Origin of the sequence: Devosia salina, assembly GCF_019504385.1 — a bacterium.
GTDB classification, from domain to species: Bacteria; Pseudomonadota; Alphaproteobacteria; order Rhizobiales; family Devosiaceae; genus Devosia; species Devosia salina.
On record NZ_CP080590.1, the window covers coordinates 1,464,071 to 1,476,282 of the forward strand.

Sequence of the window (12,212 nt, forward strand, 5' to 3'; positions counted from 1 at the left end):
TCCGGTTCTGCTTTCAGGACCTACTTCCATGCAGTTCTCGCCCATCCGTACCATCATCATGTTTGCCGTCATTCTGTTCGGCATCCTGTTCGCTCTGCCCAGCATGCTGCCGCAGTCCGTTCGGGATGCCTTGCCCGATTGGCTGCCGCAGGAAACCGTGGTGCTGGGGCTCGATCTGCAGGGCGGGTCGCATCTGTTGCTGCAGGTCAACCAGGAAAGCATCGTCACCGAGCGCCTGGCGGATCTGCGCCGGGATGCGCGCAGCATCCTCGCCAATGACAATGGCATCGGCAACATCATCACCACCGACCCCGCGACCAACTCGATTACGATCGAGCTGGTTGATCCGACCCAGCAGGACGCTGCCCTGACGGCGCTGAACGGGTTGCAGAATACGGTGGGCGGTCAGGTCTTTTCAGGTGTCGGCGGCATCAACGAGATCACGATCGTGCCCAGCGGCAACAATCTGATCACCGTCACGCTGACGCCGGAAGGCATCGAACAGCGCATGTCGAGCCTGGTGGCACAGTCCATCGAAGTGGTGCGCAACCGTATCGACGAACTGGGCACGACCGAGCCCTCCATCCAGCGCCAGGGCAGCGATCGCCTGCTGGTCCAGGTACCTGGGTTTGGCGATTCTGCACGCCTCAAGAACATCATTTCCCAGACTGCACGCCTTACCTTCCATATGGTCTATCCGGGCATGACGGCCGACCAGGCCGAGGCGCAGGGGCTTCCGCCCGGCACCATGATCCTCTCGAGCCAGGATGGGTCGCGCGAACTGCTCTATGAAGACATCGCGCTGGGCGGCGAATCCCTGGTCGATGCACAGCCGGCCTATGACCAGCAGCGCGGCATTCCCGTCGTCAGCTTCAAGTTCGACACCCGCGGCGCCATCACCTTCGGCGAGATCACTTCGGCCAATGTGGGCCAGCGTTTCGCCATCGTGCTCGACGATCAGGTGATCACCGCCCCCGTCATCCAGCAGCCGATCACCGGTGGCTCGGGCCAGATCAGCGGCAATTTCACCACCGCCTCCGCCAACGACCTTGCGGTGCTGCTGCGTGGCGGTGCGCTCCCGGCCAGCCTCGATATCGTCGAGGAGCGCTCCGTTAGCGCCGGTCTTGGTGCAGACTCCATTCGCGCCGGCGTTACCGCTGGCATCATCGGCGCCATCGCCGTTGTCGCCTTCATGGTCCTGGCCTATGGCCTGTTCGGCGTGTTTGCCGATCTGGCTGTGATCATCAACGTCGTCCTCATCCTGGGCGCCCTGTCGATGCTGGGTGCGACCCTGACGCTGCCCGGTATTGCCGGTATCGTGCTGACCATTGGCATGGCCGTGGACGCCAATGTGCTGATCTACGAACGCATCCGCGAGGAATTGGCAGCGGGCCGCAGCAAGATTGCGGCCATCGAGTCCGGCTTCCAGAGGGCCATGTCCACCATTCTGGACGCCAACATCACCACGCTGATCGCGGCGGTCGTTCTGTTCTATCTCGGCTCCGGTCCGGTCCAGGGCTTTGCCGTCACACTGGCGATCGGTATCATCACCACGCTGTTCACAGCCTATCTGGTGACGCTGTTCATCGTCGGGCGCTGGTACCACTGGGCCCGTCCCAAGACCCTGCGCATCCAGTTCCTCCGCATCATTCCGGACGGCACCAGGATCCCCTTCATGGCGATCCGCAAATATGCGCTGGCTTTCTCGATCATCACCTCCATCCTGTCCCTGGGCTGGTTCGGTATTCACGGGCTCAATCTGGGCATCGACTTCCGGGGCGGCTCGTCCATGGAAATCCAGGCCAATAGCGGCACGGCCGATCCCGGAACCATTCGCGAGGCGTTGTCCCAGCTTGGCCTGGGTGATGTGCAGGTGCAGGGCTTTGGCGAAGCCGATAGCCTGCTCGTGCGGGTGCAGACCCAGGATGGTGGCGCCGCCGCCCAGCAGGCCGCCGTGGACGAAGTCAAGACCACGGTCGAAGCGCTGGATTACACGATGCGTGGCACCGAGACCGTCGGACCGACCGTATCGAGCGAGCTGGCGCTGACCGGGGCCATCGGCCTGGGCGTGGCTCTAGTCGGCATCCTGATCTATCTCTGGTTCCGCTTCGAATGGCAGTTTGCCGTCGGCGCCATCATCTCGACCGGTCATGACGTGATCCTGACCATTGGCCTCTTCGCCTTCGCCGGGCTCGAATTCAACGCCTCGAGCATCGCGGCGATCCTCACCATTGTGGGCTATTCGCTCAACGATACGGTGGTGATCTACGACCGCATCCGCGAATACCGGATGAAGTACAAGAAGATCGGCCTCAGCGAGATCATCGATATCGCCATCAACTCGACGCTGCCGCGGACCATCCTGACCGCGACCACCACCTTCCTGGCCCTGATGGCGCTGGTCATCTTCGGTGGTGAAGTCATCCGCAGCTTCACCATTTCGATGGCCTGGGGCGTGTTCGTGGGCACCTACTCGTCCATCTTCATTGCCGCGCCGATCCTCATCTATCTCGGTCTGAGCACACGCGCCGACCAGGCCGAGGGAGCGACAGACCGGGCCGACGCCGATGAGGCTTCGGACAGCACGGCGGGCTGACCGGTCATGAACACTGCCCAGGCGGGGCGTTTCCCGCAGCAGGTCGGGATCGACGCCTATGGCAATGGCGGCTTCCGTTTCGCGGAAATGTCGCACAAGGGGTCCTTGCTCTGCCTGCCGGACGGCATGGTGGGCTGGGAGGTCGGCGCTGTTGCCGACCTGACCCTTGATAGCCTCAAGGCGGTACTGGACCTGGCGGACCGGCTCGACGTTCTGTTGATCGGGCTCGGGTCCGATATTTCGGCCATCGATCCGGCCATCCGGCAGGCCTTCAGGGATCGTCGGGTGATTATCGAGGCGACGCAGACCGGCGGCGCGGTGCGAACTTACAACGTGCTCCTGGCTGAGGAGCGTGCCGTGGCCGCAGCGCTGATCGCCGTCGAGAATGCCCGATAATGGCCAGCGAGAGCTTTGACTTTGCGGCCCAGGCGCTGCGGTCGGGCGATCCTGACCGCTATCTTGCAACGCTCGTCCTTCCCGCCGCGGCGCGCCCTGGAATCACCGCGCTCTACGCTTTCAACGCCGATGTATCGGCTATTCGCGAACGCGTATCCGGCCCACAGCCGGGCGAAATCCGCCTGCAATGGTGGAACGACGCTTTGACCGACAAAGGCCATGGTGCCGTCCGTCAGAACCCGTTGGCCGACGCCTTGCTCGATACGATTGAACGGCACGGCTTGCCCGTGGGCACGCTCCAGCGCCTGCTTGGGGCGCGCCGCTTCGATCTCTATGACGATCCCATGCCGGATCTAGAGAGCTTTGAAGGCTATGCCGGTGAAACCGCATCCACCTTGCTGCAACTCTCCGCCATGATCCTCAACGCAGGCGAACCGGTCGAGCCGGGCGATGCTGCCGGGCATCTGGGCGTGGCCCAGGCAATGATTGGCCACCTGCGTGCTTTCGGCTACGTCTCGGCTCAGGGGCGCATCATGCTGCCCTGGACCATCTTGGCGGCCAATGGCGTGCGCGAGAACGAGATTTTTGCCGGGCAGGACAGCGAGGGCCTGCATGCAGCCCTCAGCCAGGTCGCCGAATTGGCGCAGGGACATCTCGACAAGGCCCGCAACGCAATCGCGGCGCTCCCAACATCCCTGCGACCGGCCTTTGCCGCGATTGCTCTGCTCGAGCCTCAGCTCGCCGCATGGAAGACCAGATCTTCCAGCGCCTTCGCCGCTCCACCGGATGCCCCCGACTGGCGCAAGATCGCCCGCCTCGCCTGGTGGGGCTTTCGGAACCGGTAGCCCATCCCCACCAACGGGTCGCCTTGTGACCCGACCCAAGGGCGGACGCTACCGCTCCACGATCGCCACGAACTCGCCCGCCAGCTGCGCCACAACTGCGCCGTCAAATATCAGCTCCGCGCCGACCTTCAGCCGCGCCTTGCCCCGTCGCTCCAGAGTATGGAGAAAGCCTGCCCAATCCACGCCGTCCAGCCGAGCCACGGCACGCGCGGTACCGGCTATGGGCAGCAGATATTCCATTTCCGTGCGATGGATCACGAGCTGGTTGGCAACGCCTTCGGCCTGAAGCCGCAGGTGCAGCACCGACCATGCCGCCAAGAGGCCGAGCGTCGCCGCACTGCCGCCGAACATGGTGCCGTGGACGTTGATATTGGGCCCCAGCGGCGCCTCGAGCACCACTTCGTCAGTGCCGGCCTGTACCACACGGACGTCCATGGCCCGCGAAAGCGGGATGTGGTCGTGCAGGAACGCGGCCAGCGCCTCCGGGGTCATGCCCAGGCCTTGAGGTCTTCGAGGGCACGACTGGTGATGGCGCGCCGCTTGGCGATCGTCTTTTCCGGGCCGCGCCAGCGCTTCACCCCCTCAGGCTTGCTGACATTGACTTCCGGGAACAGGCCAAAATTGACATTCATGGGCTGGAAGCTGCGGGCCCCGCTATAGCTCTCGGCCTCGATATGGCCGCCCGTAATATGGCCGATCAGCGCGCCCAGCGCCGTCGTTACTGGTGGCGTTGCAAGCGATCCGCCGAGTGCCTCGGCCGCGGTCATCCGCCCGGTGATGAGGCCAACGGCAGCGCTTTCCACATAGCCCTCGACGCCGGTCACCTGACCGGCGAAGCGGATGCGCGGATCGACCTTCAGCTTAAGATCGGGCGCCAGCACCTTGGGTGAATTGATGAACGTGTTACGGTGCAACCCACCGAGACGGGCAAATTGCGCGTTCTCGAGGCCGGGGATCATCCGGAATATCTCGGTCTGGATGCCGTAGCGCATCTTGGTCTGGAACCCGACCATGTTCCATAACGTGCCCAGCGCATTGTCCTGGCGCAATTGCACGATGGCATAGGGCTTGACCGTCGGATTGCGCGGATTGGTCAGGCCCACCGGCTTCATTGGCCCGTGGCGCAGCGTCTCCACGCCGCGTTCGGCCATCACCTCGATGGGCAGGCAGCCGTCGAAATAGGGGACCTTTTCCCAGTCCTTGAATTCATGCAGCGGCGCGGTCTTCAGCGCTTCGACAAAGGCGAAATACTGGTCCTTGTCCATCGGCAGGTTGAGATAGTCCGCCCCGGTCCCGCCAGGGCCGGCCTTGTCGTAGCGCGACTGCTTCCAGGCAATGTCGTGATTGATGCTGTCATAGTGCACGATCGGCGCAATCGCATCGAAAAAGGCCAGCGAATCCTCGCCGGTCTTTTCCAGAACCGCCTCGGCGAGGGCCGGCGAGGTGAGCGGGCCGGTCGCGATGATCACGTGTTGCCATTCCCCCGGCGGCCAGCCGGCGATTTCCTCGCGAACCACCGTGACATTGGGGTGGCTGCTGATCGCCTCCGTGACGGCGCCGGAAAAGCCGTGCCGGTCGACGGCCAGCGCGCCGCCGGCGGGCAGCTTGTGCTGGTCCGCGGCCCGCATGATCAGCGAATTGCAGCGTCGCATTTCCTCGTGCAGCAGCCCCACGGCATTCTGCTCGTGGTCGTCCGAGCGGAAACTGTTGGAGCAGACCAGTTCGGCAAAGGCGTCGGTCTCGTGCGCGTCCGTGCTTTTGACGCCGCGCATCTCGTGCAGAATGACCTTGGCACCGGCCTCGGCGGCCTGCCAGGCGGCTTCCGAGCCTGCAAGGCCCCCGCCGATGATGTGAATGGGTTCGTTTGACATGGCGAGCCAGATACCAAGCCCGCCATGTCCGGGCAATCAGAGTTTATGCGGCTCGACGCTCGTGGCTGCCTTCCCTGATCTCCTCGATGATCTTGGCGCAGAAGGCGTCGAGGTCTCCGGGGTTGCGGCTCGTCACCAGGCCCTGATCGACGACCACCGCACTGTCCTCCCACTTGCCACCGGCGTTGACGACGTCGGTCTTGATGGATTTGTAGGAGGTGACCTTGCGATCCCGCACGATTCCGGTTTCGACCAGCAGCCACGGCGCGTGGCAGATCGCGGCAACGATCTTCTTCTGCGTCCAGAATGCCTTGATGAGGTCCAGCACTTTTTGCTCCACGCGCAGCAGATCGGGGTTGATCTGGCCGCCGGGCAGCACGATGGCGTCATAGTCTTCGGCCGAGACCTCGCCGATCAGCTTGTCGACCGGCACTGCATTGCCCCAGTCCTTCTTGTCCCAGCCCTTGATCTCGTCGCCCTCGAGCGACACCACGTGAACATTTGCGCCAGCCTCGCGCAGCCTGGCCAGTGGGACTTCCAGTTCGGACTGTTCAAAGCCGTGCGTGGCGACGATGGCGATGGATTTGCCGTCGAGTTGAGCCATTGGAATGCTCCTTCCTGTTGCATATGCCCGGGCAACGGGAGGAGGGCGCTATCGTTCCGCCTTGGCCGTTCACATCCGAAACCGGCCCGCGGATACGAAAACACCCGCATCTCAGAGAGAGGCGGGTGTTCGGTTCGTCGAAGTTGAGTCGCCGGTTTTACAGAGCGTCGGCATGATCACGAGCGACGCGGCTGATATCGGTGCGCGAAATGCCCAGATCGTTGAGCTGGCGGTTGTCGAGAGCGGCAAGCTCACGGACGGTCTGCTGGTAGGCGGCCCACTTCTTGAAAGTCTTGCGAATGTCCATTTGGAAGTCTCCTGTCGTTTGCAAGGAGAGATATAGGGGCGACTAATCCCAGTGAGCAGATAGAGATTGGTCAAACTTGCCATGCGTCTTGTGCAAGGCTTGGGCGGTGCCCATTCATTGAGCATTCATCTCTGCGACAACAGCGTGGCCGCCGGATGGTATCGCGGCGGCCACGGGAGATGGGTCAAGGCAGTTTGGTCTTCAACGGTCGAAGAGCGACCGCGTCATCTTGGAGAAGTCCGGGCCGGAAATCCCGAGAATGTCGGCATCACGCGTCGAGGGAACGTCCATTTCCCGCAACGTCTGCTTGATATCGACCAGGCGCTTCAGGCGCCAGACGGCACGTACAAACATGGGCAGAATCCCTTGCGGCTCTTTTGGTGCAATCTGACCATGCGCCGATTTTTCGGCATTCGCTATGCCGCATCCGGAAGGCAGTTCATGCGCCTGCTGCATGGATGTTTCATCATGTTGACGCATTTCGGCAACGATGTCCTGCTGCAGGGCGCTGCAAGAGCGATCTTGGCCGCCTTTGGCGTTTCGCGGCCATGTTTTCCCTTGTGCGAAGCGTGCCAAATCAACACACTCCGGCGAACTGATTTGGGAGTCGACCGTGCGGCAAGGCGCGCATGTCATCGTTGTCGGCAATGAGAAGGGTGGCTCGGGCAAGTCGACCACTGCCTTCCACCTGGCCATTTATCTATTGTACCAGGGGCACAAGGTGGCCTCGATCGATGTCGACAGTCGGCAGCAGACGCTGACCCATTATGTCCGCAACCGTCGGGATTGGGCGCGCTCCAAGGGAATGAGCCTGCCGCACACGACTCACTATCATCTGCCTCTGGCGCGCGGAGACTCGGCGCGCGAGAACCATCGCATCGAGTTCGATCTGTTTCGCCAGGCGGTCGGAGAGGTCGAGGGACGCTCGGACTTCATCATCATCGACACGCCGGGCTTCGACACAAACCTGGCGCGCTTGGCCCATTCCCTTGCCGATACGCTTGTCACGCCGGTCAATGACAGCCTGATTGACCTCAGCGTCATGGCCCAGGTCGATCCTGTGACTGGCGAGCCGCGGGAATTGAGCCACTATGCACGCCTGGTGCAGCGCGCCCGCTCCGAGCGGCTCTCGATCGACGGCAGGAACATCGACTGGGTCCTGGTGCGCAACCGCATCTCCATGCTGTCCTCGCGCAACATGCGCCAAGTTCAGACCATGCTCGAGCGGATCGCCATGCGACTGGGCTGTCGCGTTGCCGACGGCATAGCCGAGCGTGTCATCTTCCGTTCGCTGTTTGCAACCGGCATGACCGTATTCGATCCTTTGGACGACGACCTGCTCGGCGGGGTGCCCTCGATGTCGCATATGAGCGCGAGGCAGGAATATCGGGCCCTGGTCAACGCCCTCAACCTGCCGTCAAGTCAGCGCGCCGAAGCGCGCCGCGAGGTGCTCGCCAGCACGCCCAGCGACATCAATCGTTTCGTCCACATGGCGAGCAACGATTCCTGAAAGCAGCGCTTACCCCCGCGCGTACGCAACCTTTCGGCTGGCCTCCGCCGTCAGGGCGGTTTCGCGTGCATCGTATATGCTGCGCGCCTCCACGATGGCGTGGTGATTTTCCGCAGACCAGTCCCAAAGCGCACTGATCGGCTCCTGAAGGGTCTTGCCAAGTTCGGTGAGGCTATACTCCACCCGGGGCGGCACTTCGGGATAGATGGTCCGCGTGACCAGGCCGTCGCGCTCGAGATTGCGCAGCGTCAGGGTCAGCATGCGCTGCGATACACCGTTGATCAGGCGCTTGAGTTCGTTGAACCGCAGCGTGCCATTGCGGCCCAGCATGCCGACCACCATCACGCTCCACTTGTCGCCGATGCGATTGAGCACGTCCGACATGGCCGAGCAGTTGGCGTGCTGCGAAGTATCGGTCAGTGACATGGATGTGCCTCCTTGCGTTGGTAACTCAGGCACAAATATAGACACGGTTACTAGTTGTGACTAGTGCGACAGTCGATCACAGGGAGAGAATGAGCCATGAGCGCAGGGAATGGCAGCCGGGGTTGGAATATCGGACTGTGGGTGGGGCAGGGGGCACTGGCCCTTTTCTACGGCATGGCAGGGTTCATGAAGCTGACCCAGCCTATCGAAGGCCTGGTCGCATCAGGCATGAGCTATGCCGGCGACTATCCGGAATTGCTGACGCGCTTCATCGGCACGATGGAAGTCCTGGGCGCACTCGGCGTGATCCTGCCCGCGGCCACCCGCATCGCGCCGCGTCTGACCCCTCTCGCTGCTCTGGGGTTTTGCGTTATCCAGGTGCTGGCCATGGGCCTGCACGTCATGAGGGGCGAGTATTTCATGTTGCCCTTCAATCTGGTCCTGCTTGCCTTGTCATTGTTTGTGGCCTGGGGCCGTACAAGCAAGGCGCCGATCACCGCCCGCTGAGTAGAAATACCGTATGTATAACGATTGACAGATGACGGTCGGCATTGTCTTCCTCCGGCGAACTGGCCGGAGGAAGACAATGATGAGCAGCCGCATTGATCAATTGCTGAACGAAATGACGCTGGAGGAAAAGGTATCGCTCCTCTCCGGCGAGGATTTCTGGTCCGTGCCTGCGATCCCACGGCTGGGAATAGGTAAGCTCCGCGTCACCGATGGGCCCAATGGCGCGCGCGGCGGCGGCTCGTTGATCGGTGGCGTCAAGTCTGCGAGCTTTCCCGTGGGCATCGCCCTGGGCGCGACCTGGAATATCGAGCTCGTAACCGAAATCGGCGCCGCTCTCGCCGACGAGGTCAAGTCGAAGGGCGCGCATATGTTGCTTGCGCCCACGGTCAACATCCATCGGTCTGTCACCAACGGTCGCAATTTCGAATGCTATTCGGAGGACCCGGTCCTCACTGCGGAACTGGCAGTTGGCTACATCAAGGGTCTGCAGGGACAGGGCATCGGCGCTACAATCAAGCACTTCGCCGGCAATGAGAGCGAAATCGAGCGGACCACGATTTCAAGCGAGATCGGCGAACGCGCACTGCGCGAAATCTATCTGGTGCCGTTCGAACACGCCGTGAAGAAGGCCGGCACCTGGGGCGTCATGAGCTCCTACAACCGGCTCAACGGCACCTATACCTCCGAGCACAACTGGCTGCTCTCGACGGTTCTGCGCGATGAATGGGGCTATGACGGGATCGTCATGTCCGACTGGTTCGGATCACATTCGACCGCCCCAACGGTAAATGCCGGGCTCGATCTCGAAATGCCGGGACCCGCGCGCGATCGGGGCCAGAAGCTGGTCGACGCCGTCAATGCCGGCGAGGTGAGCCAGGAGACCCTCGACAAGCGCGTGCTCGCCATGCTGCGTTTGATGGAGCGGGTCGGCTCGCTGGACGACCACCGCACCCACGAGGAGCGCGCCGATGACAGGCCGGAGCACCGGGCCCTGATCCGTCGCGCCGGCGCCGAAGCCGCGGTGCTCCTCAAGAACAACGGCGTGCTGCCACTGACCGGAAGCGGCAAGATTGCCGTCATCGGACCCAATGCCAAGGTGGCACAGATCATGGGCGGGGGCTCCGCCCAGCTCAACGCTCATTACCGGATATCACCCTGGCAGGGGCTGGAAACGGCCCTGGGCTCGGGGCGCCTCGACTTCGCGGCCGGGTGCACCAACCATCGTTTTGAGCCGGTGCTGCAAGGCCCGTTCAGCGTCGAATATTTCGCCAATCAGACATTGTCCGGCGAGCCGGTTCACATCGACACCATGGAAGGTGCCCAGGCCTTCTGGATTGGCAATGTCGCCGCGGGCAAGGTCGACCCGTTGCATTTTTCCGCCCGTCTCCGGGGCCAGTTCGTGCCCGAGACCAGTGGCGAGCATCGCGTCGGCATCTATTCGGCCGGCTTTGCCAAGGTCTTTGTTGACGGGAAGCTGATCGCCGACGCCTGGAGCAGTTGGACCAAGGGGCGCACCTTCTTCGAGGAGGGGTGCGACGAGGTGGTTGGCACGCTGCCACTTGAGGCCGGGCGGCCCCATGAGGTCGTCATCGAGTTTGCCACCAAGGACTTTGCAACGCTGGGACTGGCGGCTTTTGCCTGCGGTATAGGCCGGCCTCTCGGCGACGAGGCAATTGCCGAGGCGGTCGAAGTGGCCCGCAACGCCGAAACCGCCACCATTTTCATCGGCCGCAATGGCGAATGGGACACCGAGGGCAGCGATTTGCCAGGCATCGTACTGCCGGGGCGCCAGAATGAACTTGTCGAGGCTGTCGCTGCAGCCAACCCGCGGACCGTCGTCGTGCTGCAAACGGGTGGCCCGGTTGAAATGCCATGGGCTGATCGGGTCGCGGCAATTCTCGAGGCCTGGTATCCGGGGCAGGAGGCCGGCAATGCCATTGCCGATGTCCTGACTGGCGCTGCCGAACCGGGTGGCCGTCTGCCGCAGACATTCCCGGTGCGCTGGGCCGACAATCCCGCGCACAGCCAGGATCGCGAAGTCTATCCGGGCCTTGAGGGCAAGGTGCGCTACGAGGAGGGCATCTTCGTTGGCTACCGCCACTATGACCGCGTGGGGATGACGCCGCTTTACCCCTTCGGCTTCGGGCTTGGTTACACCAGCTTCGCCCTGTCAGACCTGGTGGTCGATGACAGCGCTTTTGAAAGTGATGGTAACGTCGTGGTCTCCCTTGCCGTGGCCAATACAGGCGACCGGCCCGGATCGACTGTCGTCCAGCTCTATGTGTCCGACGAGAAATCGTCGGAGCCGCGGCCGGCCAAGGAACTGAAGGCGTTCGAAAAAGTGCACCTCCAGCCCGGCGAGACGCGGTCGGTCACACTGCTGCTCGATGCCCGGGCCTTTGCCTGGTATCGCGAGGCGGCCCAGCATTGGCTGGTCGAAGCGGGTAGCTTCACCATCAGCCTTGGCCAGTCCGCCAGCGATTTGCCGCTGTCCGCGTCACTGACACGGGCAACGACGTTGATGCTGCCCGTCTGACACTCTCTGGGGAGCCCGTAGCGGGTCACATGGCCTCTAGGCCGCCTGATGCTCGGCGGCGTAGAGGCCGAGATAGAAGTCGAGATCTCCGGTGCGCAGGCCCAGAGAGTCAAAGACTGCACTCATGAAGCTCACCGGCGCCGTTCCCGGCGCCGTGACGATGCGCCGGTCGAGCACGGCACGGGGTGTCCCGACATAGTGGGCCGCCCCGCCATAGCCGGTGGATGGCAGGCTCTCCGGGCCATTGGCCGTGTGTCGTGTGGTATCCAAAAGACCGGCGCGCGCGAGCGCCATCACGCCGTCGCATATGCCGCCCACGGTTTTCCCGGCCGCATGGGCAGTGTTGAGCAGCGCGGATAGGTCCGGAGCATCGGGTGAGGACCAGATCCGGCCGCCATTGACGAGCACGGCATCAACCGCCCCGATGTCGATTTCCTCCACGGCCATATCCGGTAGGACCTTCAGCCCGCCCGCGGAGGTTACCGGCTCGCCTCCCGGCGTCGCAAATCGTGTTTCGAGGCGATAATAGTCGCGCGCGCCGGCATTGAGCAGGGCGGTTTCCCAATCCGCAAAGCCGGGCGTCAGCACAGTCAGCAAGGTGGTCATGGCAA

The 12,212-nt window shown here is 62.9% G+C and carries 13 protein-coding genes; 6 read left to right on the forward strand and 7 right to left on the reverse strand.

The window, feature by feature from the left end; translation table 11 throughout:
- The first annotated feature begins 28 nt into the window (after window positions 1-28).
- Genes secD through K1X15_RS06990 form a run of 3 tightly spaced genes read left to right on the forward strand, consistent with a single transcriptional unit; the run spans window position 29 to window position 3,837 of the window.
- Window positions 29-2,596, forward strand: a complete 2,568-nt coding sequence (secD, locus tag K1X15_RS06980) for a protein translocase subunit SecD (RefSeq protein ID WP_220306768.1) — start codon at window positions 29-31, stop codon at window positions 2,594-2,596.
- Between the two features lie 6 nt (window positions 2,597-2,602).
- Window positions 2,603-2,992, forward strand: coding sequence for an Mth938-like domain-containing protein (locus K1X15_RS06985; RefSeq protein WP_220306769.1), 390 nt, complete (start codon window positions 2,603-2,605; stop codon window positions 2,990-2,992).
- Window positions 2,992-3,837, forward strand: a complete 846-nt coding sequence (locus tag K1X15_RS06990) for a phytoene/squalene synthase family protein (RefSeq protein WP_220306770.1) — start codon at window positions 2,992-2,994, stop codon at window positions 3,835-3,837. Before K1X15_RS06985 ends, K1X15_RS06990 begins: the two co-directional genes overlap by 1 nt.
- A 48-nt stretch (window positions 3,838-3,885) precedes the next feature.
- Here K1X15_RS06990 and K1X15_RS06995 read toward each other — a convergent pair whose 3' ends face one another.
- The 5 genes from K1X15_RS06995 to K1X15_RS07015 form a co-directional block, all read right to left on the reverse strand.
- Complete coding sequence (locus K1X15_RS06995) at window positions 3,886-4,329, reverse strand: YiiD C-terminal domain-containing protein (protein WP_220306771.1); 444 nt, start codon at window positions 4,327-4,329, stop codon at window positions 3,886-3,888.
- Window positions 4,326-5,708, reverse strand: coding sequence for a methylenetetrahydrofolate--tRNA-(uracil(54)-C(5))-methyltransferase (FADH(2)-oxidizing) TrmFO (gene trmFO / locus K1X15_RS07000; protein ID WP_220306772.1), 1,383 nt, complete (start codon window positions 5,706-5,708; stop codon window positions 4,326-4,328). The genes K1X15_RS06995 and trmFO overlap by 4 nt, the downstream gene beginning before the upstream one ends.
- 43 nt (window positions 5,709-5,751) lie before the next feature.
- The gene (locus tag K1X15_RS07005; protein ID WP_220306773.1) at window positions 5,752-6,312 is read right to left on the reverse strand and encodes a type 1 glutamine amidotransferase domain-containing protein; all 561 of its coding nucleotides are present in this window, start codon (window positions 6,310-6,312) and stop codon (window positions 5,752-5,754) included.
- 157 nt (window positions 6,313-6,469) lie between these two features.
- Window positions 6,470-6,619 carry a DUF1127 domain-containing protein gene (locus tag K1X15_RS07010; RefSeq protein WP_220306774.1) on the reverse strand — a complete coding sequence of 50 codons (150 nt, stop codon included), beginning with the start codon at window positions 6,617-6,619 and terminating at the stop codon, window positions 6,470-6,472.
- A gap of 201 nt (window positions 6,620-6,820) precedes the next feature.
- A complete protein-coding gene (locus K1X15_RS07015; RefSeq protein WP_220307662.1) occupies window positions 6,821-7,195 on the reverse strand; it encodes a hypothetical protein in 375 nt (124 codons plus the stop codon).
- Window positions 7,196-7,232: 37 nt separating this feature from the next.
- Between K1X15_RS07015 and K1X15_RS07020 the strand changes: the two genes are divergently transcribed.
- Complete coding sequence (locus K1X15_RS07020) at window positions 7,233-8,129, forward strand: division plane positioning ATPase MipZ (protein WP_240549680.1); 897 nt, start codon at window positions 7,233-7,235, stop codon at window positions 8,127-8,129.
- Between the two features lie 9 nt (window positions 8,130-8,138).
- Here the strand turns inward: K1X15_RS07020 and K1X15_RS07025 are convergent, their stop codons facing one another.
- Window positions 8,139-8,555: a winged helix-turn-helix transcriptional regulator gene (locus K1X15_RS07025; protein WP_220306776.1), complete on the reverse strand. Its 417-nt coding sequence runs from the start codon at window positions 8,553-8,555 to the stop codon at window positions 8,139-8,141.
- Between the two features lie 96 nt (window positions 8,556-8,651).
- Between K1X15_RS07025 and K1X15_RS07030 the strand changes: the two genes are divergently transcribed.
- Together K1X15_RS07030 and K1X15_RS07035 are read left to right on the forward strand one after the other, a co-directional pair.
- Complete coding sequence (locus K1X15_RS07030; RefSeq protein ID WP_220306777.1) at window positions 8,652-9,062, forward strand: DoxX family protein; 411 nt, start codon at window positions 8,652-8,654, stop codon at window positions 9,060-9,062.
- A gap of 79 nt (window positions 9,063-9,141) precedes the next feature.
- Complete coding sequence (locus K1X15_RS07035) at window positions 9,142-11,601, forward strand: beta-glucosidase (protein ID WP_220306778.1); 2,460 nt, start codon at window positions 9,142-9,144, stop codon at window positions 11,599-11,601.
- A 36-nt stretch (window positions 11,602-11,637) separates the two neighbouring features.
- Here the strand turns inward: K1X15_RS07035 and K1X15_RS07040 are convergent, their stop codons facing one another.
- Entirely contained in the window at window positions 11,638-12,207 is a 570-nt protein-coding gene (locus K1X15_RS07040) for a DJ-1/PfpI family protein (RefSeq protein ID WP_220306779.1), read from the reverse strand.
- Window positions 12,208-12,212: the final 5 nt, after the last annotated feature.